Annotated in this window: 20 protein-coding genes and 1 pseudogene; 11 read left to right on the top strand and 10 right to left on the bottom strand. The window is 71.0% G+C overall.

All coding sequences use genetic code 11. The annotated features are described in order from the left end of the window. Positions 1-14: 14 nt before the first annotated feature. On the bottom strand, positions 15-692 hold the full coding sequence (locus O7608_RS03665) for a S1 family peptidase (RefSeq protein WP_289208642.1): 678 nt from the start codon (positions 690-692) through the stop codon (positions 15-17). A 472-nt stretch (positions 693-1,164) separates the two neighbouring features. Here O7608_RS03665 and purS point away from each other — a divergent pair, with 472 nt between their 5' ends. The 3 genes and pseudogenes from purS to purL all read left to right on the top strand — a co-directional run. Continuing rightward, positions 1,165-1,428, top strand: coding sequence for a phosphoribosylformylglycinamidine synthase subunit PurS (gene purS / locus O7608_RS03660; RefSeq protein ID WP_289208641.1), 264 nt, complete (start codon positions 1,165-1,167; stop codon positions 1,426-1,428). Next, positions 1,425-2,108, top strand: a complete 684-nt coding sequence (gene purQ, locus O7608_RS03655) for a phosphoribosylformylglycinamidine synthase subunit PurQ (RefSeq protein WP_289208640.1) — start codon at positions 1,425-1,427, stop codon at positions 2,106-2,108. The genes purS and purQ overlap by 4 nt, the downstream gene beginning before the upstream one ends. Beyond that, positions 2,105-4,492: pseudogene (gene purL, locus O7608_RS03650) on the top strand (phosphoribosylformylglycinamidine synthase subunit PurL); the annotation flags it as partial. The gene purQ and the pseudogene purL, both read left to right, overlap by 4 nt. Before the next feature lie 545 nt (positions 4,493-5,037). Here purL and O7608_RS03645 read toward each other — a convergent pair. Continuing rightward, positions 5,038-7,260, bottom strand: a complete 2,223-nt coding sequence (locus O7608_RS03645; protein ID WP_289208638.1) for a carboxypeptidase-like regulatory domain-containing protein — start codon at positions 7,258-7,260, stop codon at positions 5,038-5,040. A 269-nt stretch (positions 7,261-7,529) separates the two neighbouring features. Between O7608_RS03645 and O7608_RS03640 the strand changes: the two genes are divergently transcribed. The 5 genes from O7608_RS03640 (at position 7,530) to amcA (ending at position 12,451) form a co-directional block, all read left to right on the top strand. Beyond that, the gene (locus O7608_RS03640) at positions 7,530-7,883 is read left to right on the top strand and encodes a sterol carrier family protein (protein WP_421358345.1); all 354 of its coding nucleotides are present in this window, start codon (positions 7,530-7,532) and stop codon (positions 7,881-7,883) included. A gap of 179 nt (positions 7,884-8,062) precedes the next feature. Continuing rightward, positions 8,063-9,649 carry an amidophosphoribosyltransferase gene (purF, locus tag O7608_RS03635; protein ID WP_289208637.1) on the top strand — a complete coding sequence of 529 codons (1,587 nt, stop codon included), beginning with the start codon at positions 8,063-8,065 and terminating at the stop codon, positions 9,647-9,649. Between the two features lie 105 nt (positions 9,650-9,754). Then, positions 9,755-10,924, top strand: a complete 1,170-nt coding sequence (gene purM / locus O7608_RS03630; RefSeq protein WP_289208636.1) for a phosphoribosylformylglycinamidine cyclo-ligase — start codon at positions 9,755-9,757, stop codon at positions 10,922-10,924. A 212-nt stretch (positions 10,925-11,136) separates the two neighbouring features. Then, positions 11,137-12,240, top strand: coding sequence for a cyclophane-forming radical SAM peptide maturase AmcB (gene amcB, locus O7608_RS03625; protein ID WP_289210765.1), 1,104 nt, complete (start codon positions 11,137-11,139; stop codon positions 12,238-12,240). Beyond that, positions 12,209-12,451 (top strand): multiple cyclophane-containing RiPP AmcA, encoded by a 243-nt coding sequence (gene amcA, locus O7608_RS03620; RefSeq protein WP_289208635.1) that lies wholly within the window; start codon positions 12,209-12,211, stop codon positions 12,449-12,451. The genes amcB and amcA overlap by 32 nt, the downstream gene beginning before the upstream one ends. A 394-nt stretch (positions 12,452-12,845) precedes the next feature. Here amcA and O7608_RS03615 read toward each other — a convergent pair whose 3' ends face one another. Beyond that, the gene (locus O7608_RS03615) at positions 12,846-13,067 is read right to left on the bottom strand and encodes a DUF3073 domain-containing protein (RefSeq protein WP_282224767.1); all 222 of its coding nucleotides are present in this window, start codon (positions 13,065-13,067) and stop codon (positions 12,846-12,848) included. A 279-nt stretch (positions 13,068-13,346) separates the two neighbouring features. Next, on the bottom strand, positions 13,347-14,459 hold the full coding sequence (locus O7608_RS03610; RefSeq protein WP_289208634.1) for a Glu/Leu/Phe/Val family dehydrogenase: 1,113 nt from the start codon (positions 14,457-14,459) through the stop codon (positions 13,347-13,349). Positions 14,460-14,661: 202 nt separating this feature from the next. Here O7608_RS03610 and O7608_RS03605 point away from each other — a divergent pair, with 202 nt between their 5' ends. Next, entirely contained in the window at positions 14,662-15,510 is an 849-nt protein-coding gene (locus O7608_RS03605; RefSeq protein WP_282224769.1) for a DUF8083 family protein, read from the top strand. A gap of 287 nt (positions 15,511-15,797) precedes the next feature. Continuing rightward, positions 15,798-16,007 carry a BldC family transcriptional regulator gene (locus tag O7608_RS03600; protein WP_007073996.1) on the top strand — a complete coding sequence of 70 codons (210 nt, stop codon included), beginning with the start codon at positions 15,798-15,800 and terminating at the stop codon, positions 16,005-16,007. Between the two features lie 205 nt (positions 16,008-16,212). Here O7608_RS03600 and O7608_RS03595 read toward each other — a convergent pair whose 3' ends face one another. The 3 genes from O7608_RS03595 to O7608_RS03585 all read right to left on the bottom strand — a co-directional run bounded on the left by O7608_RS03595 (position 16,213) and on the right by O7608_RS03585 (position 18,591). Further along, complete coding sequence (locus O7608_RS03595; protein WP_289208633.1) at positions 16,213-16,461, bottom strand: hypothetical protein; 249 nt, start codon at positions 16,459-16,461, stop codon at positions 16,213-16,215. 83 nt (positions 16,462-16,544) lie between these two features. Further along, positions 16,545-17,135 carry a hypothetical protein gene (locus O7608_RS03590; protein WP_289208632.1) on the bottom strand — a complete coding sequence of 197 codons (591 nt, stop codon included), beginning with the start codon at positions 17,133-17,135 and terminating at the stop codon, positions 16,545-16,547. Between the two features lie 109 nt (positions 17,136-17,244). Then, entirely contained in the window at positions 17,245-18,591 is a 1,347-nt protein-coding gene (locus O7608_RS03585) for an ABC transporter substrate-binding protein (protein WP_289208631.1), read from the bottom strand. 168 nt (positions 18,592-18,759) lie between these two features. Between O7608_RS03585 and O7608_RS03580 the strand changes: the two genes are divergently transcribed. Beyond that, the gene (locus O7608_RS03580; RefSeq protein WP_282224773.1) at positions 18,760-19,161 is read left to right on the top strand and encodes a hypothetical protein; all 402 of its coding nucleotides are present in this window, start codon (positions 18,760-18,762) and stop codon (positions 19,159-19,161) included. 40 nt (positions 19,162-19,201) lie between these two features. On the opposite strand, the gene O7608_RS03575 is transcribed toward O7608_RS03580, so the two are convergent. From O7608_RS03575 to O7608_RS03565, 3 genes are all read right to left on the bottom strand, one after another. Beyond that, positions 19,202-19,957, bottom strand: coding sequence for a LytR/AlgR family response regulator transcription factor (locus O7608_RS03575; RefSeq protein WP_289208630.1), 756 nt, complete (start codon positions 19,955-19,957; stop codon positions 19,202-19,204). Then, a complete protein-coding gene (locus O7608_RS03570; RefSeq protein WP_289208629.1) occupies positions 19,954-21,210 on the bottom strand; it encodes a sensor histidine kinase in 1,257 nt (418 codons plus the stop codon). Before O7608_RS03570 ends, O7608_RS03575 begins: the two co-directional genes overlap by 4 nt. Before the next feature lie 107 nt (positions 21,211-21,317). Further along, positions 21,318-22,889 (bottom strand): sugar transferase, encoded by a 1,572-nt coding sequence (locus O7608_RS03565; RefSeq protein ID WP_289208628.1) that lies wholly within the window; start codon positions 22,887-22,889, stop codon positions 21,318-21,320. Positions 22,890-22,966: the final 77 nt, after the last annotated feature.

Below are 22,966 nucleotides of genomic sequence, written 5' to 3'. Positions count from 1 at the left end.
GAAAAGTACGCGCGTCAGACGCCGGCGACCGACTGGATCCAGGCCCGGTTGTACGCCACGCTGCCGTAGTTCTGGATGTTGACGCCGTTGGCGGTGGAGGCGACACCGACCTGCTGGCCGTTGTAGAACTGCGGGCCGCCCGAGTCGCCCCGCCACGCGTTGCCGTTGATCCGCGTGCTGCGGATCGCCCGACCGCCGTACGCGTCGGTAACGTTGGTGCTGGTCACCTGGACCGAGGCCATCTTCAGCTGGGTCGAGGCGGAGCAGCCGCTGTAGCAGGTCATGCCCCAGCCGTAGATGGTGTTCGTCGAGCCGACCGGCGGGTAGCTGCTGGACAGCGTCACGTAGGTGGTGCTGACCGAGCTGGAGAGGCGGAGCAGGGCCAGGTCGTAGCGGCCGTAGGTGGCGCTGACCGTACGGGTGACCCCGCCGGAGGAGCGGTAGACGCTGCCGACCCGTACCGACATCGACCCGCCGACGCAGTGCTCGGCGGTGAGCACCCAGTTGGGCGCGATGATCGTGCCGGAACAGGTGAACGAACCGTTGCTGAACACCGCTGCGGCCCAGGGGGCCGACGACACGGTGCTGCCACCAATGATCTCCTCCGGCGCGGCGGAGGCGGCGGTGGGGGGTGCGGCGACCAGACTGATCAGGGTGGTGGCGACTGCTGCCACGGCCAGGCGGATACGCATGGGGGTGTGCTCCTTCCCAGGGGCGACCGGCCGCGGGGGTTGCGGGCCGGGTGAGCCGCCGCCGCCGGACGGGTGTCCGGTCGGCGGGGTGTTACAGCTGACGTCCGATGGGGGTCGTCGGGCGTTTGACGATTGACGGTAGGTCCTGCCGGAGTCATCTACAAGAATCAAATCGAGGTCATACGATGCGGTGATGTCCGCGCCGGTCCGGCACCGATCAGCGGTACGCGGCCCACCGCCCGCCCGTGACGGTGTCCCGCCCGTGGCGTCGCCCCGGATCAGGTCGGGGACCGGCCCGGGACCGGACCGGCGAAAACTGTCCCCGTTATCGGTTCGTGGCTGATTTGTGGCCCGATCACCGATTCGACGTGCCGACCGCCGGTGCGTCGCACCTGGCATCACCAGGTAGGCTGACCGGTGCGCGGCCCGTTCGTGGCCGGCACCCCAACGCGTACACGGTCAGGAGTGCCACGTGGCTCGCGTCGTCGTCGACGTCATGCTCAAGCCGGAAATTCTCGATCCTCAGGGCCAGGCGGTCGCCAACGCGCTGCCGAGGCTCGGTGTCAGCGACGTCTCGTCGGTGCGGATCGGTCGGCGGATCGAGATCGAGTTCGCGGGCGAACCCGACGTGGATCGGGCTCGCGAGATCGCGGACAAACTGCTCGCCAACCCGGTCATCGAGGACTACGTCGTCCGCCTGGCCGAGCCGGCCGACGAATCTGGTGAGCAGTCATGACTGCCCGCATCGGGGTGGTCACCTTCCCCGGTTCACTCGACGACGGTGACGCCGCCCGCGCGGTGCGCATCGCCGGTGGCGAACCGGTCCTGCTCTGGCACGGCGACGCCGACCTGCACGGAGTCTCGGCGGTCGTGCTGCCCGGTGGCTTCTCGTACGGCGACTACCTGCGCTGCGGTGCGATCGCCCGGTTCGCTCCGGTAATGGAATCCATCGTCGCGGCCGCCGCCGACGGGTTGCCGGTGCTCGGCATCTGCAACGGCTTCCAGATCCTGTGCGAGGCGCATCTGCTGCCCGGAGCGCTCACCCGAAACCAGCACCTGCATTTCCGCAACCGGGACCAGTTGCTGCGGATCGAAACCGCCGGCACCGCATTCACCAACGCCTTCTCGCCCAAGCAGGAGGTGCTGATCCCGCTCAAGAGCGGGGAAGGCTGCTACGTCGCCGACGAACGGACCCTGGACGAGTTGGAGAGTAGCGGCCGGATCGTGGCCCGCTACGTCGGTGGGAACCCCAACGGCTCGTTGCGCGACATCGCCGGCGTCACCAACGCCGCCGGCAACGTCGTCGGCCTGATGCCACACCCCGAACACGCCGTCGAGGACCTGACCGGCCCGTCCCGGGACGGACTCGGCTTCTTCACCTCCATCCTCAAGCACCTCGTGGGAGTGCCGGCATGACCACGCAGTCGGAGGCGGCGGCCGCCGCCGGGCCGGCGCAGTCCGACGTCGCCGTCGCGGTGGACCCGTACGCGGGTGGGCCGGACACCGTGGCCCGCGCCACCGACACCCCCGGTGAGCTGCAGCCGTACACCGAACTCGGGCTCCGCGACGACGAGTACGAGCGGATCCGCCAGATCCTCGGCCGTCGGCCCACCCAGTCCGAGCTCGCCATGTACTCGATCATGTGGAGCGAGCACTGCTCCTACAAGTCGAGCAAGGTGCACCTGCGGCAGTTCAGCGAGAAGGCACCGCCGAGTGAGCTGATGCTCGCCGGCATCGGCGAGAACGCCGGCGTGATCCGGGTCTCCGACAGCCTCGCGGTCACCTTCAAGGTGGAGTCGCACAACCACCCCAGCTTCGTCGAGCCGTACCAGGGCGCGGCGACCGGCGTCGGCGGCATCGTCCGGGACATCCTGGCCATGGGTGCCCGCCCGGTCGCCGTGATGGACCCGCTGCGGTTCGGCGCCGCCGACCACCCCGACACCGCCCGGGTGCTGCCCGGTGTCGTCGCCGGGGTCGGCGGCTACGGCAACTGCCTCGGCCTGCCCAACATCGGCGGCGAGGTCGTCTTCGACCCCTGCTACCAGGGCAACCCGCTGGTCAACGCGCTCTGTCTCGGCGTACTGCCGGTGGACCGGCTGCAGAACAAGGCCGCCGCCGGCGCGGGCAACGTCGTGGTGCTGATGGGCGCCAAGACCGGCCGGGACGGCATCGGCGGCGTGTCGGTGCTGGCCAGCGCCACCTTCGACGACGCCAGCCAGCAGCGTCGCCCGTCGGTGCAGGTCGGCGACCCGTTCATGGAGAAGCTGCTGATCGAGTCGTGCCTGGAGCTGTACGACGCCGGTCTGGTCGTCGGCATCCAGGACCTCGGGGGTGCCGGCCTGACCTGTGCGCTCACCGAGACCGCAGCGGCCGCCGGCACCGGCATGCGGGTCTGGCTGGAGCGGGTGCCGCTGCGCGAGCCGTCGATGGAGCCGCACGAGATCCTGGCCAGCGAGTCGCAGGAGCGGATGCTGCTGATCGTCGAGCCGGCCAAGCTCGACGCGGTGCTCGCGATCGCCGACAAGTGGGGCGTCATCGCCACGGCCATCGGTGAGGTCACCCCGCCCGAGCCGGACGGCCAACCGGGCCGGCTGACGATCACCTGGCGCGACCACGTCGTGGTCGACGTACCGCCGGGCTCGCTCGCCGACGACGGGCCGGTCTACGCCCGACCGATGCGTGAGCCGGCGGACCTGATCCTGTTGCAGGCCGACCGGGCGGAGACCCTGCCGCGCCCCGGCACGCCGGACGAACTGCGGGAGACCCTGCTACGGATGATCTCGTCGCCGAACCTGTGCGACCGCACCTGGGTGACCGAACAGTACGACCGGTACGTCCTGGGCAACACCGTGCTCGCCCAGCCCGAGGACGCCGGGGTCGTCCGGATCGACGACGCCACCGGCCTCGGCGTGGCCCTGTCGGTCGACGGCAACGGCCGGTACGCCCGGCTCGATCCGTACCACGGGGCGAAACTGGCGCTGGCCGAGTCGTACCGCAACGTGGCCGTGACCGGTGCCCGGCCGGTGGCGGTGACCAACTGCCTCAACTTCGGTTCGCCGGAGGACCCGACCGTCATGTGGCAGTTCGCCGAGGCGGTGCGCGGGCTCGCCGACGGCTGCGCCGAGCTGGGCATCCCGGTCACCGGCGGCAACGTCAGTTTCTACAACCAGACCGGCGCGGCCGCGATCCACCCGACCCCGGTGGTCGGTGTGCTCGGTGTGCTCGACGACGTGGCACAGCGGGTGCCGATGGGCTTCGTGCCGCCGTCGCACGCCGACGGCGACCTGATCATGCTGCTCGGTGAGACCAACCTGGAGCTGTCCGGCTCGGAATGGGCCTGGGTGACCCACCAGCACCTCGGCGGTACGCCGCCGAAGGTCGACCTGGCCCGTGAGCAGGCCCTCGGTACGGTGCTCGCCGAGGCCGCCCGGGTCGGCCACATCACCTCGGCGCACGACCTTTCCGACGGTGGGCTGGCCCAGGCACTGGTCGAGGCCTGCCTGCGGCGGGGCATCGGTGCCCGGGTCGCGTTGCCGCCCGAGTTCGCCGACGGGTCGATGCCGTTCGTCTTCCTGTTCAGCGAGTCGGCGGGACGGGCCATGGTGGCGGTGCCGCGCGGCCACGAAAAGGCCTTCGCCGCGCTCTGCGTCGAGCACGGTCTGCCGTGGACGATGATCGGGGTCACCGATCCGGGTGCCCGGCTGCTGGAGGTACGCGACCAGTTCACCGTCGGCCTGGACGAGCTGCGTGCCGCCTACACCGGCACACTGCCGGCCCTGTTCAGTGGGGTCGGCCCCGGCAACAACCTGCCCGCCGACCCGCAGGATCCGGACGCGTCGAACCCGCTGGACGGTACGGCGGTCGCGGTGGACAGTCCGGTCGAGACGACCGGCGCCGCTGCGGCGACCACCGATGTCGACCCGGAGCCGGCCGAGGTCGCACCGGCGGACGCGGCAGTGGCGGACGATACGGTGCCGGTGGACGACGAGCCGGCGGACGACGAGCCGGCGGACGACGCGGTCACCGAATCGGCGGCGACGACGGATGCCGCGGCTGACGCCGCCAGCGAGCCTGTTGCTGAGTCGGCCGATCCTGAGCCGACCAGCGTCGCCGTGGACGAGCCGGTGGAGCCGTCCGCCGACGAGCCTGTTGCCGACGAGCCGGCGGCCGACGGCAAGTCGACTGACAAGAGCTGAGCCCGCTGCGGCCGTCCTGCCCCTGGCTGGTCGGCCGCAGTTCTGCGGGACGACATGCGAGCGGGCCGGGACCTGATGGTCCCGGCCCGCTCGCATGTCGTCACCCGCGTAGCGCGGACCTGTGCCGCCCGCAGCCGGGCGGCACAGGTTCAGTCATCCAACCAGTCCAACGATCGGCGCTCCCCGCCCCGCCCAGGAGGCGAGTCGCGCCGGGCGGGCGGGTCGACCGGCGGCTGTTGACCACCGTACGGCTGCTGGTCGAACGGCTGCTGCCCGTACTGCTGGTCGTAGCCGCCGCGCTGCTCCGGAAGCCGCTGCTCGTCATGGCCGGCACCGCCCGGTGACCGGTAGCCGCCGCCCTGGTCGTAACCGCCCTGGTCGTAACCAGTACCGGCCGGCGGGCTGTAGCCACCCGGGCCGCCGTAGGCCGCGCCGTACCCCTGATCGGGAGCGGAACCGTACTCTCCGCCCCGGTCGCTGCCGTATCCGCTACCGGGGTAACCGCCGCCGCTGGGCTGCTGACCGCTGTCCGGATATCCACCGCCGCCGTAGCCGGCACTGCCGCCGTAACCGCCGGGTGCCGCGCCGTACGGCGGATCGGCATCCCGGTAGCCGGGCTGCGGTGGCTGCGGGCCACGCGGCGGCGGGGCGTCGCTGCGGGTCGGTTCCGGGCTGCCGTAGCCAGCCGAGTCGTACGGCGAACCGGACCGACCGTAGTTGTCCGGCTCGTACCGCCCGGTCGGTTCGTCGTAGCGGTCGCTGCCGTACCCGCTGCCTGCCGGTTCGGCCGATCCGTACCCGCCGGCCGGGTAGCCGGACGTGCCGGCGTCGGGCCCGTAGCCGTGGCCACCGCGGTAGTCGCCCGGGTCGTCGGCCGGTGGCCGGCCGCTCGGCGCACCGTACTGGCCGGGCACCGTGGTGTTGCCGTAGCTGTACCCGCCGGGTGGCCCGGACGAGGGTGCGGCACCGTAGCCGCCGGGTGCGCCGGACGACGGTGCGGCACCGTAGCCGCCGGGTGCGCCGGACGACGGTGCGGCACCGTAGCTGCCGGGTGCGGCGCTGCCGCCGTAGGCACCCGGGCGCGCCGACCCAGCGGCGCTGCCGCCGTATCCGCCGGCACCTGGTCCATCCGACCCGGGAACCGCCCCGTACACGCTGGTGGCGCCAGCGGCGCCGGCCGCCCCGTACGTCGGTTGGGCCGGTGGTCCGCCCCAACCTGGCCGCTGCTCGCCGCCGTAGCGGGGATCCGGCCCGGCGGGCGCGTTCGGCCCCGGAGGCGGCGGTGCGCCGTACGGGTCGGGGAACTCGTCCTTGATCGGAGCCATGTTGTGCAGCATCGTCGGCGCGTCCGACAGCGACGGCGGGCGGGTCACCATGGTGGCGTCGGTGAGCGGCCCGTCCGGCATGGGCGGCATGGCCACCCGGGTGGCGTCGTCGGAGTCGTGGTAGACGCCCCTGCTGCCGGGCACCGCGGCACCGCCGGCGGCCGGGCCGTCATCGGCCGGGTCGGGGTCGTCGGCGTCGTTGTCCTTGCGGCGGACCAGCAGCAGCACGATCGCGCCGACGCCGAGGGCCACCAACAGGCCACCCATCAGGATGAGCAGCCAGGAGCCCATTCCGCCGCCGGAGCTCTCGTTGGCCAGGTTCTGCGTGTCGACCGGGGGCGCACTCGCCGCGTCGCCGGGGGTCGCGCTCGCTGTCGGCTCGGCCGTGGCCTCCGGGGTGGGCGTCGGTGACTCCGACGGGGTGGGTTCGACGTTGGACTTCAACGTGATCCGGTCGACGGTGATCGACTGACCGGCGGAGGCCGACACGCGCTTGGCGTCGCTGATGTCGTAGCCGTCGGCGACGGCGCCGATGCGCAGGTCACCGGGGGCGATCGGCCGGTCGTTGGTCGACGTGAACCGGTAGTTGCCGTTGGAGTTGGTGGTCGTTTCGAAGTTGTTGCCCTGTGAGTCGCTCATCGCGACCACGGCACCCTCGATGGGGTCCCCGGTGGAGACGTCGGTGACCTTGCCGGCCACCTCCTTGACCCGTGGCGCCTCCTGCGGTCCACGTACCGAGACGTCCCGCTGGGCGGTGCCGTTCTCGCTACCGACCTCGGCGCGGATCTCCACCCGACCGTTGCGGTTCTGGTTGGTGCCGAGAGTGCCGGCGATCAACTGAACGCTGTAGTCCTTGGAGCTGCCCGCGTCGATGGTGTCGGTGAAGTCGCACTGGCCTTCGCAGCGCAGCTCACCGATGTTGGTGGTGACCCGGATGTTGAAGGACGTCTGGGCGTCGTCACCGGAGTTGGCGTTGGTCACCCTGAATCCGAGGGTGGCCTGGTCGCCGGAGTTGAGGGTGCCGCTGGACAGGCTGGTGATGGTCACCTGTGGGGCCGCCGCGAGGGCGGCCGGGACGGGGAGGCCGAATAGTGTGACGGCAGCCAGCGCTGCGACAACACCGGCCCGCGATAGCCAGGCTCGTCGGTGTGTTGTCACGTCCACCGCCTTCCGGTTCGATCCATCCCCCGCACCGGGCTTCGGGCAGGGGTCACCCCGTGACGAGTACACCGTCGGCAACTATGCCTTGCCGGGACGGATCGGCGCGACCCAGGGGCGGGGAGAAGTAGAACCGGACCTAGTCGTATCGTCCCGATGTGTCCTCTCCGTACAGTAAGTCCGAGGCAGTGGTCACCGTGCGTGAGTCGCTGGCGGCCGGTGCCACGCCTGCGCGAACCTCGTTGCGTGACGCTGTCCGCCTGCTGCTCGGGGGTCTGGCCGAGCGGGCACCGGGCCGATCGGTGGAGGTGCGTGTCCCACCTTACGGTGCAATTCAGTGTGTAGCCGGTCCGCGACACACCCGTGGCACGCCAGCGAACGTCGTGGAGATCGATCCGGTGACCTGGATCCTGCTGGCGACGGGCGATCTCGACTGGGAGGTGGCAGTGGCAAGCGGGCGAGTCACCGCAAGCGGCCCCAGATCCGATATTTCGGCATACCTTCCCCTGTGAGGTTGACCGCGCCAGACGTCCGACTTTGCGGTGAGCGACGAGCTGCCGGGTCGGGCCAATCGGAGCACTCTGGGCCAACTGGAACCTCGCGTACACTGATCCGCGACGGAGTCGGTGACACCCGCGCGCGGACGTGCAGATCAGGCGTCCAGTGCTACACCAGGACGAGGGAGCGGCAGGTGCCTCGAGGCGACGGCCGGTTGAGTCACGATCTTGATCCCCAACGACCCGGTCCACAGGACGCCTGCGGTGTGTTCGGTGTCTGGGCCCCGGGCGAGGAGGTCGCCAAACTCAGCTACTTCGGACTTTACGCACTGCAGCACCGTGGCCAGGAGGCCGCCGGGATCGCGGTCAGCGACGGCTCGGGAGTAGTGGTCTACAAGGATCTGGGCCTGGTGGCGCAGGTCTTCGACGAGCCGACCCTGGCCAGTCTGCGCGGACACCTGGCGATCGGGCACGCGCGCTATTCCACCACCGGCGGCTCCACCTGGGAGAACGCCCAGCCGACGATCAAGGCGACCAGCGCCGGCACGACGATCGCCCTGGCCCACAACGGCAACCTGGTCAACACCGCCGAGTTGGCCCGCGAGGTGGTCGAGCGGGGGATGCCCACCGACGGTGCGACCTCCGACACCGCGCTGGTGACGACCCTGCTGGCCAGCCGACCGGACGTGTCGGTCGAGGCCGCGGCGCTCGAGGTGCTGCCGACGCTGCGGGGCGCGTTCAGCTTCGTCTTCATGGACGAGACCACCCTGTACGCGGCCCGCGACCCGCACGGCGTGCGGCCCCTGGTGCTGGGCCGGCTGGAGCGTGGCTGGGTGGTGGCCAGTGAGACCGCCGCCCTGGACATCGTGGGTGCGACCGTGGTGCGCGAGGTCGAGCCGGGCGAGCTGATCGCCATCGACGAGCACGGGCTGCGGTCGGCCCGGTTCGCTCCGCCGGAGCCGAAGGGCTGCCTGTTCGAGTACGTCTACATCGCCCGCCCGGACACCACGATCGCCGGCCGCAACGTGCACGCCGCCCGGGTGCAGATCGGTCGCCGACTGGCCCGCGAGCACCCGGTCGAGGCCGACCTGGTCATCCCGGTTCCGGAGTCCGGTACCCCGGCCGCCATCGGGTACGCCGAGGAGTCCGGGATCACCTACGGCGCCGGTCTGTTGAAGAACTCGTACGTCGGGCGGACCTTCATCCAGCCGTCGCAGACGCTGCGCCAGCTCGGCATCCGTCTCAAGCTGAATCCGCTGCGCGAGAACGTGCGCGGCAAGCGGCTGGTGGTGGTCGACGACTCGATCGTGCGGGGCAATACCCAGCGGGCGATCGTGCGGATGCTGCGCGAGGCCGGGGCGCTGGAGGTGCACGTGCGCATCTCGTCGCCGCCGGTGAGCTGGCCGTGCTTCTACGGCATCGACTTTGCCACCCGGGCCGAACTGTTGGCCAACGGACTGGACACGGAGGGTATCCGACGCTCCATCGGTGCGGATACTCTGGGTTACGTCTCGCTGGCCGGTCTGATAGCGGCAACCGAGCAGCCGAAGACACGATTGTGTCGGGCATGTTTCGATGGGGAGTATCCGATCGAGTTGCCGGCCGGCAACCTGATCGGCAAGCACGTGCTCGAAGGTGTGGACCGCCGGGTTGCTGGCGGGGTCGGCCAGCTGGGGGACACCACCGAGCAGGACTTTCAGGCCGGCGGCGACCGGACCGGCCCGGGTGTTCAACAGTTCGCTGTAAGCCCCGGCGGCATTGACGCCCTGCACCGCCCGTAGCACCGGGCGGAGCGACCAGGTCGTTCCGCCCGGCAGCCCGAGTCGAGCGATCCTCGACCGCTACCCGACGCGGCTTTCGCCGCGAGAAGCCCAAAGGGGAGAACCGTGACGCACGTGACTGAGCGCGGCAGCGCGGATGCCGGCCCGACGGCTGACGACTCCGGCGCCCGGACAGCCAGCCGGCAGCCGTGGTCGGCCAGCTCCGGCCGGGGCAGCCGCAAACGTACCGTGACGTACGCCGACGCCGGTGTGTCGATCCACGCTGGTGAGCGTGCGGTCGAGCTGCTCAAGTCGAAGGTGCGCAAAACCACCCGCCCCGAGGTCATGGGTGACATCGGGGGCTTCGCCGGGCTGTTCCGGCTCGACGTCCAGAAGTACCGCAACCCGATCCTGGCCTCGTCGACCGACGGGGTGGGCACCAAGCTCGTCATCGCCCAGCAGATGGACATCCACGACACCGTCGGGATCGACCTGGTGGCGATGGTCGTCGACGACCTGGTCGCCTGCGGGGCGGAGCCGCTGTTCCTGCTCGACTACATCGCCTGCGGCGAGGTAGTGCCGGACAAGGTCGCCGAGATCGGTGCCGGCATCTCCGACGGGTGCCGCTACGCCGGCTGCGCCCTGCTCGGTGGCGAGACCGCCGAGCACCCCGGAGTGCTGCGCCCGGACGAGTACGACGTCTCGGCGACCGGCGTCGGCGTGGTCGAGGAGAGCGAGATCCTCGGCCGGGACCGGGTCGAGGTGGGCGACGTGGTGATCGCGATGCGTTCCTCGGGCCTGCACTCCAACGGTTACTCGCTGGTCCGGCACGTGCTGCTCGGCGCCGGTCGGATGCGGCTGGACACCGTGGTGGACGACTTCGGCGGGCAGCGCACCCTCGGCGAGGAGCTGCTGACCCCGACCAAGATCTACGCCCAGGACTGCCTCAAGCTCATCGAGGAGTGCGAGGTCCGGGCCCTGGCCCACGTCACCGGCGGCGGTATCCCCGGCAACCTGGTACGGATCCTGCCCGACAACGTCGACGCCCTGGTCAACCGGGCGACCTGGAAGCCGCAGCCGATCTTCGACCTGGTGCAGGCCAAGGGGCGGATCGAGGACGGCGAGATGGAGTCGACCTTCAACATGGGTGTCGGCATGTTCGCGATCGTGTCGGCGCAGGACGCCGACCGGGCCCTGGCCTGCCTGACCGGTCGCGGCATCGAGGCGTGGCAGGTCGGCGACATCATCGAAGGCACCGGCGAGGTCCGGATGGTCGGCCACCACACCCGGGGCTGACCCGGACACGTGCTACGCGCCACGGCGGTCGACCGGTTCCGGTCGACCGCCGTCGACGCCGCCTGGCTACGCCGCCGTGCCGGCCGAGGCTTCACCTGCTCCTCCCGGACACCTAGCCTGAAACGACATCCGTGACAGGCAGGAGGAGGGGGATGGGTCGGCAACAGAACGGACAGGACGGGGCCCGGCCGGACAGGTCGGTTCCCGCCGGCATGCGTGGCGTCGCCACCGTCCCCGACTACGTCGTCATGCAGCCCACCACGCTGTGCAACCTCGACTGCAGCTACTGCTATCTGCCGCTGCGATCGGCGAACCGGCAGATGCCCCGTACGGTGGCCGCCGCCGTCGCCGAGACGGTCAACGGGTGGGCGGCGCAGCGCCGCTTCTCGGTGGTCTGGCACGGCGGCGAGCCGTTGGCGCTGGGCCGCGACAAGTTCGCGACCCTGCTCGGCCCGTTCGACGCGGCGGTGGAGCAGCACGTGCAGACCAACGCGACGATGATCGACGACGCGTGGTGCGAGTTCTTCGCCGCGCACCGGATGCGGGTGAGCGTCAGCGTCGACGGCCCCCGGGCGCGTAACGACGAGCGTCGCGCCCGTGGCGGCCGTCCGGCGTACGACCAGATCGTGCGGGGTGTCGACGCCCTCCGCCGGCACGACATCGCCTTCTCGGCGCTCTGCGTGGTCAGCGACCCCCAGCCCGGCCTGGCCGCCGAGCTGTACGAGTTCTTCCTGACGCTCGGCTGCGACGTGCTCGGCATCAACATCGAGGAGACCGAGGGCGTCAACGTGCGGTCCAACGGGTGGGCCGCCGACGCGGTCGCCGGCTTCTGGGCGGAGCTGGTCGGTGCCTGGCGGCGGGCACCCCGGATCCACCTGCGGGAAGTGGAATGGACCCTGCGCTACGTCGCCGCCGAACTCGACGGCACCGCCGACGAGGTCCTGCCCCGGCGGCTGGACCCGATCCCGACGATCGCCTACGACGGGTCGGTGGTGCTGCTCTCCCCGGAGCTGGCCGGCTTCACCGATTCCCGGTACGGCGACTTCACCAGCGGAAACGTGCTGACCACCGGGTTGGCGCAGATCCTGGCCGCAGCGGAGCAGCCGGGTTGGATCACCGAGTTCGTCGCCGGTGTCGAGGCCTGCCGCCAGGTGTGCCCGTACTTCCGGTTCTGTGGAGGTGGCCACGCTGCCAACCGTTACTTCGAACACGGGCGTTTTGATGGTACGGAGACCAACCACTGCCGTAACAGCAAGATCCATCTACTGGAGGGAGTGTTGGCCCATGCCCGAGACCAGCAATCGTCCACGCCCTGAGCCGGCCGTCACCACGGGTAGGACCGACGGGGCAGGTCAGGTGACTGACCGGGTCCACGCGGTCCGCGACGGACTGGCCGTCCTGCTCGAGGAGGCCCGTCGGGCCCGCGCCGGCCGGGCGGAGGCAGCCGGCGCTGACGGCGCGGTCTGCGCCTGGAACCACTTCGAGAACATCCCGACCTTCTACAACTGGAACAACCGCCCACGCTGACCAGCTGCTCGGAACGAGCGGCCCGGGCCGGACGAGGCCGGGTCACCCGGGTCACCGGGTCACCGGGTCACCGGTTCACTGCCTGTGACGGCGCCCCAGCGGCACAACTGTCCGGATGATATTCCTCAGAGGTATAAATATTCCTCACAGGAATACTGCTCTACCGCAGTACCGGTCTGCCAGGATGGGCGGACGGCAGCGCAGACGGACGGCACGCCGACCGACAGCATGCCGGCAGCTAGGACCGCTACGACGTCCGGTGGTGCGGCCCCCCGGTGAGGGGATCACGCACCACCGGATCGCGGTGTTCCGACGCGTCGGACGGCCGGACAGGAGCTGTCGCCGACATGAATCGGCACGCGGGCTGACCGCGTGCTCTGCTCCAGCCGGACCCTCAACGGGACGAGGAGGGTGTCCAGCTTCCCCGGCCGCCGTCGGCTGAGTCGTCCTCGTCATCGTCGTCGAGGTACGGGTCGTACTCGTCGTCGAATTCACGGTCCGACTTGCCGCTGCCGGCGAGCTCTCGCTGCAAGGCGGCGAGGTCGGTGTTCGGGGAGTGGTATTTCAACTCCCGGGCCACCTTTGTCTGCTTGGCCTTAGCACGGCCGCGCCCCATGGCTCGACCCCCTCGCACAGAATTCGGGGCAGCCCGAAGGCGGGCCCCGATGACGTCAGGCATCTCTCGTGGCTCTTACGGTACATGGGCAGACCCAGGTTCGGCACCTCGGGTTGCATCGGGTCGCCCCCGCGCGTCACCGAGGCGGGGTCAGGTACGGGCGACAGCGGCGTAAGGAGCCCGATCGGCCGTCGCCCGTGACCCGATCGGGTGATCTCCGGCACGGTGTGTGTCCGCTGGCGCCGGCGGGTCGAGCGGTGGTGGGTCAGTGGAGGTGGGTCAGCGGAGGTGGATGCCACGCAGCCGACCGACCTCAGCCATCCGCCGTTCGGCGAGCCGGTCCGCCGCGACCGCGGGCGGTACGCCGTCGGCGTCGGCCGTACGGAGGATCCGCAGCGTCGTCTGGTAGATCCGGGTGGCCCGGGCCTTGGCCCGGTCGAAATCGAAGCCGTACCGGCCGCTGGCGGAGAGCGCCGAGGCCCCGGTGACCTCGTCGGCGACCTGGATGACGCCGCCGGCGTTGACCACGTAGTCGGGCGCGTAGAGGATGCCCCGCTCGGCGAGCTGCTTCTCGACACCGGGGTGGGCCAACTGGTTGTTGGCCGCGCCGACCACCACCGGGGCGCGCAGCGCCGCCACGGTGTCGTCGTCGAGTGCCCCACCCAGCGCGCAGGGCGCGTACACGTCGATGTCGCTGCGGATCAGCGTGTCGGTGTCGGCGACCAGATCCACCTGCGGGTACGTCGTGTGGGCCCAGTCCGTGGCCCGTTCGTCGACGTCGGTGGCGACCACCGAGGCGCCCTCGTCGAGCAGGTGGCCGGTCAGGTACCGGCCGACCTTGCCCAGGCCGGCGATGCCGACGCGGCGGCCGGCGAGGCTGGGTGAGCCCCAACGGTGTTCGGCCGCGGCCCGCATGGCCTGGAAGACCCCCCACGCGGTGAGGATCGACGAGTCGCCGGCCCCGCCGGACTCCCGGCTGCGCCCGGTGGCGAACCGCGTCTCCCTGGCCACCACGTCCATGTCCGGGACGTAGGTGCCGACGTCGCAGGCGGTGTAGTACCGGCCGCCGAGCGACTCGACGAACCGGCCGTACGCGCGCAGCAACGCCTCGGTCTTGAGCTGGTCCGGATCTCCCCAGATGACCGCCTTGCCGCCGCCGAGGTCGAGCCCGGCCATGGCGTTCTTGTAGGCCATCCCCCGGGACAGCTCCAGCACGTCGTGCAGGGCGTCGGCTTCCGAGGCGTACGGGTAGAACCGGGTACCGCCGAGGGCGGGCCCGAGCGCGGTCGAGTAGATGGCGATGATGGCTCGTAGCCCGGTCGGCTGGTCCTGACAGAAGACGACCTGTTCGTGCCCGGTGCCGGGCTCGGCGGTGGTGGCGAAGACGCCCATCGTGACTCCTGAGGCGGGTGGAGCACCGTCGTGGGGTGCTGTCCGGGGAGGCGGGCCGGTGGACCCGCTGGAAACGAGACTAGTATCGATTGGCGGCACCGCGGCGCATCCTGGTCACACCGCTACTGGTCCCGAGCCGGGTGTCGGGTGCGTTTGCTCCCGGCAGGGGCGGTGCCGCGCGGTTTCGTGGGAGGATCGCGCCGTGCCGTCCCTCTTCGCTTCCTACGCTTCCTACCTCCGGGTGTACGAGCCGCTGGCCGCCTTCGACCGTGACCGGCAGGCCTACTGGCGTCGGTACGTCCGGGACGGGCGGGCGGTGGGCCCGCACGAGGGCCCCGGCCGGCAACGGACGGCGGTGATCGAGGCACTCGGCGCGGGCTGGACGCGGCTGCCGGACCTGCCGGACGAGGCGTACGTCCTGGAGTCGGACGAGACGCTGCTGGTCTGCCCGTGGAATCTGCGGGTACGGGTGGCGGAGGCGGCGCTGAGCGCCCGGGACGGCGTACCGTCGGTGCTGGCCGACGCCTTCGTGCCGCCGGTGCTGGCCGGGCAGGCGCGCGCGGTGGTCGACGACTGGCGCAGCGGCGCGCGGGTGCTGGAGCACGGGGTGCCCCGGGTGCACGAGCAGGTGGCGACGTGGGGCGTGCCGCTGCGGTGGTTCGTCTTCGTGGATCTCGCCGAGCGTGATCTGGTGGCCGCGCCGCCGCGGCGGGCACTGCGCTACCGCACGGAGATCTCCAAGGCCCGGCGTCGCGCGTCGCGCGGGCTGTCGGTGTTGCGAAAGTCGGTCGGGGACGCGCCGATCACCGAGGCGGTCGAGGAGAGTGCCCGGTGGTTGGAGGAGTTCCATCCCCGATCGGTGGTCGAGCTGGACTACGGCGGCCTCGTCCGGCTGCTGCCGGACGAGACGCTGGAGGCCGACGATTCGCCCGGTCTCGTCGCTGCCGGGCTGACCGCGTTGTCAAGAGGTGACGCCGAATCGGCGGGCGAGGCCTACGAGAAACTCGTCGCCAGGTGGCGCGCCGTTCAGTTACTGGAGCGGTGCAATTAGTGATTAATGCCCCAGCAAATGCGGGCATTCTTCGCGTACTACCACGCTCATTGCCGCCCAGTCCTGAGGGGTATTCGTAATCAGGCGTTCACGACCGGTGATCAAGAGTCCGTTTAAGGTATGTTCTGGCGTAAAAAATGTATAAAAATCGGTCATTGCTCATCCGTCCATCCAAGGACGTTCGGCCGTTCGGCCCATGTCGGACATCGGGGACTAGCCGGACCATGGGAGACGCGTCGGCCGGCGGGACCCCGGCCGATGTCTATAGCACTGTGGAGGAGTGACTGATGGCATCGCGTACGCACGAACCAGAGCCGCTGCTCACGCCGGCCGAGGTGGCGTCGATGTTCCGAGTCGACCCGAAAACCGTCACCAGGTGGGCCAAGGCCGGCAAGCTCAGCGCCATCCGGACGCTGGGCGGCCACCGCCGCTACCGGGAGTCGGAGGTACGTGCCCTGTTGCAGGGCCAGATTCCCCAGCAACGTCAGGGCGACTGACCGGCCTCTCTCCAGATTGGCTGACATCGGCTAGTCGGGGGCGGTGTTTCCCGGAACCTCGGGAGCCCGCCCCTTCGTCGTTCCCGGGGACCGGCCGGTGACCGGTCGGCCCGGCCGAGCAGACCACGGCAGCAGACCACGGCAGCAGACCACGGCCCGGCGGAGCAGACCGCCGGGCCGTGGTCGTCGTCCGGTTCCGGACAGTTCAGCTCGTCGGCGGGTGCCCGCCGTCACCGTCGACGACCTCGTCCGGCGTACCGTCCTCGTCCAGGTCGACCATGGTGATGTCCACCTTGCCGTCGCCGTCGGTGTCGAACTGGTACATGTCGGCCTTGCCGTCGCCGTCGGTGTCGACCACCCACACGTCGGTCTGCCCGTCATTGTTGGTGTCGGCCTTGAGCAGGTCGACCCGATCGTCGCCGCGGGTCTCCACGGTCTCCGGTGCCTCGGTCATCCCAGGTCCTCCATCGCTGCGTCACAAGTGCTGGCGGATGTGACAGTAGGGTGCCATCCGGCCCGCCGCGACCCGAGCCGGGCTCATCTCGCCGCGTACGGGTTGACCGCCGGGTTCAGGTAACTCACGGTGTCCGCCACCCCGTCGTGATCGGTGTCGCGCAGCACCTGGTCGGCCACCCCGTCGCCGGTCAGGTCGACCCGCACCTCGTCGGTCCGGCCGTCGAAGTCGGTGTCCCTGCTCCAGGTGTCGACCCGGCCGTCGTGATCGGTGTCGGCGGCCACCCGGTCGATCAGCCCGTCACCGTCGCTGTCGGAGGAGACCACGTCGATCCGGCCGTCGCCGTTGGTGTCCATGCTGATCTCGTCGGCGATGCCGTCGTCGTCGAAGTCCCGCAGCATCGTGTCCAGCCGACCGTCGCCGGAGTTGTCCAGCATCGTGACCTCGGCGATGCCGTCGCCGTCGGCGTCGTGCATCACGACGTCGGCCATGCCGTCACCGTCGCGGTCGATCAGCACGTCCGTGGAGCCGTCCATGTGGTGCTGGACGACGGTGTACGCGCCGTCACCGTACGTCTCGTAGCCGACCGCGTCGTGGCCCGGGTCGTCGCTGCTGCCCAGTCCCTGTTCGGCCTCGGCCGACGCACTGAGGTCCGGGTCGACGTACTCGCTCATCCTGCCGCCTCTTTCGCAGATCATCCTGGCTGGTGACAGGACCCACCGTACGCAGCGGCGATGCTCGTGTGATCCCGAGAAAGTGCCACCCGCGCGGGACCGAGGAGCCTCAGACGGCGACCGGCAGTCCCGCCGCCGACAGTGCCTTGATCACTTCAGCGGACTCGCTGAAGCCGATGATCAGGATCGCGTCGGCACCGAACGCCTTGATCTCCTGCGCACCGTCCGTGAAGTCGACCGGCGGCGAGTCCGCCCCCTCCGGGGGGTCGTAGGTGAGCAGCTTGAGCCGGTCCGCGCCGATGCCCGCCCGGTCCAGTTCGGCCCGGACGTTCTCCTGCAGGCCCTCGCCGTACGAGTCCTTGCGGGCGACCACCGCGACCCGCTGCGGGCCGTCGCGCATGATGACGTCCGCCAGCGCCCGACCCTGCAGCAGGTCCGACGGCGCGGTACGGAAGTACAGTCCACTGTCGTCGATGGTGCTCAGCCCGGCGTCGGTGTTGCACGGCGAGAAGAGGATGATCCCGGCCCCGGTGACGTCCGGCAGGACCGCCCGGGAGATGCCGGAGGCGCCGGCACCGATGATCACGTGAACGCCTTCCTCGATGTGCCGCGCCACGGTCTGCCGCGCCACGTCGGGGTTGGTGCCGTCGTCGCCCTCGAACCACTCGACCGGCTCGCCGAGCACCCCACCCGCCGCGTTGATCTCCCGCAGGGCGAGCTGGGTGCCGGCGTCCATCGGCGGGAACGCCAGGGCCAGATCGCCGGTCAGCGGCAGCAGTCCGCCCAGCTTGAGCGGGGCGCCGGTGCGACTGCCGTTGCTCGCCGGCGGCACCGCCGGCGGTGCCACGGTGGTGGTGGTCGACTCGTCACCGGCACCGACGAACTCGGTCTTGCCGTCGTTGATCTGGCCGTTCTCGTCGAAGTGCAACGTGGCGTAGCTGGCCGTCGACGGCTCCCCGGCGTCGGTGAAGCCGCCCCGTTTCAGCGAGATGCCCCGGTACTCGATGTCGACGCCGTCCTCGACGAGCTCCAGGCACAGTGCCACGGTGTCGCACTGCTCGCCACCGGTGGTCACACCGTTGATCTGGGCGGCGATGGCCGCCGGGTCGGTGGTGCCGGCCAACTGCGTGGCGAGGGCACTGATCACCACGGCGTCGTAGGCCTCACCGGCGTACAGGAAGTCGTTGAGCTGGCCGTCGACGGTGCGCAACCGTTCGACGAAGTCGTCCGACAGCGGCGTCAGCGGGCTGGTGCCCTTCATCCCGGACAGCAGGCCCGCCTGATCCTCGAACTCGGCCGCGAAGGAGTTGATCATGTTGCCGTCGGTGCCGTACAGCCGCACGGGCTCGACAGCGACGTCGTCGGTGGTCGACGTGTCGCCGCAACCGGAGGCGGTGACCAACAGGGTCGCGCAGACGGCCAGGGCGGCGGTGCGGGAGCCGCGTGACACGGGCATGGGACGTCCTCCATCGGCCGAAGGTCCGCAGGGCACCTTAGCGTCTTACCGGCTCAAACGCGATGTCAGGCATGGTACGCGGACCGCCGGGCGGCCAGTTGGGCGGCATTGCGACCGCGTGGGCGGTTCGGTGGTCACGCCTTGACCACGCGACATACCCTTCCGCTCATGACCGACCGACGCGACGGGGCCGACGAGGCGTTCACCGACGCCACCGAGATCCTGCGCTCCGCCCTGGCCGGCGACAGCGACGGCGTGGCCGGAGCCTTCGACGCCGTGGTGGACCGCAGCGGCGTGGCCGGTGCCTACGACGTGGCGTGGTGCCTGGCCGCGACGATGGTCGGCGACGACGTCCCGGTCGGTGGCTGGACCCTCGACTTTCCCGGCATCGACGAGGCGCGCTACGACGCCCGCTGGGTGGCGCGGTTCATCAGCGCCTACGCGAACTCGGACAGCTCGACCGGGGAGGCGCTGTTCGGCGCGGCTCTCGCCGACGGGCAACTGCCGGAGTGCCTGCTCACTCTGGCCGGCTCCGCGGTGGCCACCCTGCGCCGCCGCCGCGCCGCCTGAGCGGCCCGGCACGGCCCGGCACGGCCCGGCTGGGCCCGCGTCACTTGCCCCAGTCGTGCTTGGCGGCGCGGACCAGTTTGTCCTTCAGCTCCCGGGTGTGCCGGCGGGAGACCGGCAGCTCGGTGCCGTCGATCACCACGACGTAGCCGGAGTTCGCCAGCCGCAGTTCGGTGATCAGCCGCAACTGGACCAGGAACGACCGGTGGATCCGGACGAACCCGGCATCGGCCCAGCGCTCGCCCAGCGTGGCCAGCGGGACCCGGACCAGATGCGACCCTTCCGCAGTGTGCAACCGCGCGTAGTCGCCCTGCGCCTCGACCCAGCGGACCGCCGAGCGGGGCAGCATCCGGGTGGTGCCGGCCAGCTCCACCGGGATCGCCGGGTCCTCCTCGTTGCGGGCCATCGCCGCCGGATGCGACGGCACCACCCGGGCGGTCAGCACCCGCCGGACCGACTCCGCCAGCCGCTCGGCCCGCACCGGCTTGCGGACGTAGTCGGTGACGCCCAGGTCGAACGCGTCCACCGCAGCGTCGTCGTAGGCGGTGACGAAGACGATCGCCGGCGGCCGGGCGAACCGGCGCAGCACCCGGGCCAGCTCCATACCGTCCAGGCCGGGCATCCGGATGTCGAGGAAGACCGCGTCCACGTCGGTGTCGCGCAGTACCCGCAGCGCCTCGGTGGCGTCGGACGCCGTGTGCAGCCGGGCCACCCGGGGGTCGGCCCGCAGCAGGTACGCCAGCTCGTCGAGGGCCGGTGGCTCGTCGTCGACGGCGAGCACCCGCAGGAACGGGGTCACGACACCACCTCCCAGCGTCCGGCCGCGCCCGGCCGGGCGTCGGGGTGGAACTTCGGCACCCGCATGCTGACCTTCGTACCCGCTCCCACCGCCGTCTCCACCACCAGGCCGAACTGGTCGCCGAAAACCGACCGCAGCCGCTCGTCGACGTTCGACAGGCCGACGTGCTGGCCGGCGTCGTCGGCCGGGTCGCCGCCCCGACGGACCTGATCGGCGCCGGTGCCGGTGCCGGTGAACACCGCCGGGTCCATCCCCACTCCGTCGTCCTCCACGGTGATGTGGCATTCGGTGCCGGCGTCGCGCGCCTCGATGCTGACCGTGCCGAGGCCCGGTTTGCGGGACAACCCGTGCCGGACCGCATTCTCCACCAACGGCTGCAGACAGAGGAAGGGCAGATGGACGGGGAGTACCTCGGGGGCGATCTGCAGCCGCACCTGGAGCCGTTCACCGAACCGGGCCCGCTCGATGGTCAGGTAGCGGTCGATGGACCGTAGCTCCTCGGCGAGCGTGGTGAACTCGCCGTGGGCCCGGAACGAGTAGCGGGTGAACTCGGCGAACTCCAGGATCAGGTCCCGGGCCCGCTCCGGGTCGGTCCGTACGAACGAGGCGATCGCGGTCAGCGCGTTGTAGATGAAGTGCGGGCTGATCTGCGCCCGCAACGCGCGTACCTCGGCGCGGGCGAGCCGTTCCCGCGACGAGTCCAGCTCGGCCAGGGCCAGCTGGCTGCCGGCCCAGTACGCGGTCTCCAGGGTGGCCTGGACCAGGCCGGGTGCCGGATCGTCGTCGACGACGGCGACCAGGGCCACGGCAGCGGCCCGGTCCGGCCCGGTCAGCGGCGCGACGACGGCGCCGCGGATCAGGCAGTCGGGGCGGTCGCAGGGCAGGTCCCGGGCGGTCAGGACGACCGACCGGCCGGTGTCCAGGGCCCGGCCGGTCGCGGCGACGAGCTGGTCGCCGTGGTGGCCGCCGCGCCCGTCGAAGGCGAGTACCTCGTCGCGGCCGGTGAGCGCGGCACCGGGAGCCCCGACCAGGGCGCGCAGATGCCGTACGGCCTTGGCGGCGCCGGCGGCGTCCAGACCGTTGCGCAGCGGCTCGGCGGCCAGGCCGGCGGTGTGCAGCACCTCGTAGGTGGCCCGTTGGGTGGCGGTGGCGATGCCCCGCCGGCCACGGAGCCGGACGACCGCGTACACCGCGACGGTCAGGGCGGTCACCAGGGCCAGTACCGCCAGTGGTGCGGATAGGTTTGCGCCCACGGGTCAGATCCTGTCCGGTACCGGCGGTGCTGCCAAGTTCGGCGTGGTGGTCATTCGGTCAACGGTCGGCTACCGGCTGCCGGCGGACCGTGCCGCCGCCGGACGGGTCAGTACGCGCCCTTGCGGGCCAGCACGACGCCGATGGTGCGCCACAGGATGCTCAGGTCGTAGGTGAGCGACCAGTTGTCGACGTAGTAGAGGTCGAGTCGGACCGCCTCGTCCCAGGACAGGTCGGAGCGCCCGGAGACCTGCCACAGACCGGTCATCCCGGGGCGGACCAGCAGCCGGCGGCGGACGTCGCCGAGGAAGTCACCGTCGTCGGCGGGCAACGGGCGCGGCCCGACCAGCGACATCTCACCCCGGAGTACGTTGATCAGCTGCGGCAGCTCGTCGATCGAGCTGGCGCGCAGGAAACGGCCGATCGGGAAGACCCGTGGATCGTTGCGGATCTTGAAGAGCATCCCGTCGGTCTCGTTCTGGTCGACCAGGGAGGCGAGCCGCTCCTCGGCGTCGACGTACATGGTCCGGAACTTCCAGACCTGGAACACCTTGCCCTCGTGGCCGACGCGCGGCTGCCGGAAGAACACCGGCCCCCGGTCGGAGAACCGGACGGCGATCGCCACCGCGACGAACAGCGGCGCCAACGCGATCAGCCCGAGCCCGGCGGCGACCCGGTCGAGCAGGTTCTTGGCCAGCCAGCCCAGCCCGGAGAGGGTCGGCTCCTCGACGTGCAGCAGCGGCAGGCCCTCGATCGGGCGGATGTGCACCCGGGGTCCGGCGATGTCGGTCAGCTGCGGGGCGACGATCAGGTCGATGCCGCTGCCCTCCAGCTGCCAGGCCAGCCGGCGCAGCTCACCCGGCTCGGAGCTGGCCGAGCCGCAGACCGCGATGGTGTCGGCACCGACCTCGCGGACCAGGGCGAGCACGTTGCGTCCGGCGTACACCGGGACCGGGGTGTCGATGCCCCGGGCGGCGGCGTACCCGTCGGTGAGGTGGATGGCGACCGGGATCAGCCCGGCGGCCGGGCTGCGGGTGACCGCGGTGAAGACCTCCAGGGCCTCCGGCAGCGTGCCGACCAGCACCATGCGGTGCGCGGCGTGGCCGACGCGGCGGCGCAGCACGTGCAGGGCGTACCGGGCGAGGAACCGGAACAGCAGGATCAGGGCGAGCGCGCCGATGAGGGCCGTGGCGACCGACAGCCGGGACAGGTCCGTCTTGGTGGCGAAGGCGAGGAAGGACACGCTCGCGGCGACCGTCACGCCGGCGCGCAGCACCCGCTTGAACTCGTCGGTGCCCAGGCCGAGGTAACGCCGGTCGTACGCGCCGGTCGCCCAGAGCACCACCACCCAGCCGAGCGGCAGGAGCAGGTAGGTGACGGTGTGGAACCAGGTGGCGTCCTTGTCGGCGTCGGAGAAGCCGGAGGTGGCCTTCTCGAACAGGGAGATCGAGATGTAGCTGGCGAGCACCGCCGCGACGAAGTCGAGCAGGAGCAGGATCGCGGTGTACGGCCGGTGCCACCGCGACGCGCGTCGACGTGCCCGGGCCCACGCCGACCGGGGTACGCCGTTGGTCGGCGGCGGCGCGGGCGGCTGGATCTCGAAGCTGTCGACGTGGCGCAACCTGCTGCTCCGGCTGGTGTTGGTTACCGGGCGTTCGAGGCTTGTCGTCACCTCACCCACGTCCTCCCGCGTGACACGTGCCGCCCACTCTCCGTGAAGGCCTGGCTCGCCCACCAGCTCAGTCTCCCACGGCGCCC

The organism is Solwaraspora sp. WMMA2056, from assembly GCF_030345095.1.
Taxonomy (GTDB): domain Bacteria; phylum Actinomycetota; class Actinomycetes; order Mycobacteriales; family Micromonosporaceae; genus Micromonospora_E.
Note: the sequence above shows the minus strand (reverse complement) of the source record. Positions and strands in the feature narration are given on the sequence as shown.

What these genes read in the sequence shown, in the direction of transcription:
- O7608_RS03595 (WP_289208633.1), bottom strand. Translation starts at nt 16,461, where the DNA reads ATGACCGAGGCACCGGAGACCGTGGAGACCCGCGGCGACGATCGGGTC.
- O7608_RS03665 (WP_289208642.1), bottom strand. Translation starts at nt 692, where the DNA reads ATGCGTATCCGCCTGGCCGTGGCAGCAGTCGCCACCACCCTGATCAGT.
- amcB (WP_289210765.1), top strand. Translation starts at nt 11,137, where the DNA reads ATGCGTGGCGTCGCCACCGTCCCCGACTACGTCGTCATGCAGCCCACC.
- O7608_RS03615 (WP_282224767.1), bottom strand. Translation starts at nt 13,067, where the DNA reads ATGGGGCGCGGCCGTGCTAAGGCCAAGCAGACAAAGGTGGCCCGGGAG.
- purQ (WP_289208640.1), top strand. Translation starts at nt 1,425, where the DNA reads ATGACTGCCCGCATCGGGGTGGTCACCTTCCCCGGTTCACTCGACGAC.
- O7608_RS03600 (WP_007073996.1), top strand. Translation starts at nt 15,798, where the DNA reads ATGGCATCGCGTACGCACGAACCAGAGCCGCTGCTCACGCCGGCCGAG.
- O7608_RS03610 (WP_289208634.1), bottom strand. Translation starts at nt 14,459, where the DNA reads ATGGGCGTCTTCGCCACCACCGCCGAGCCCGGCACCGGGCACGAACAG.
- O7608_RS03590 (WP_289208632.1), bottom strand. Translation starts at nt 17,135, where the DNA reads ATGAGCGAGTACGTCGACCCGGACCTCAGTGCGTCGGCCGAGGCCGAA.
- O7608_RS03580 (WP_282224773.1), top strand. Translation starts at nt 18,760, where the DNA reads ATGACCGACCGACGCGACGGGGCCGACGAGGCGTTCACCGACGCCACC.
- amcA (WP_289208635.1), top strand. Translation starts at nt 12,209, where the DNA reads ATGCCCGAGACCAGCAATCGTCCACGCCCTGAGCCGGCCGTCACCACG.
- O7608_RS03585 (WP_289208631.1), bottom strand. Translation starts at nt 18,591, where the DNA reads ATGCCCGTGTCACGCGGCTCCCGCACCGCCGCCCTGGCCGTCTGCGCG.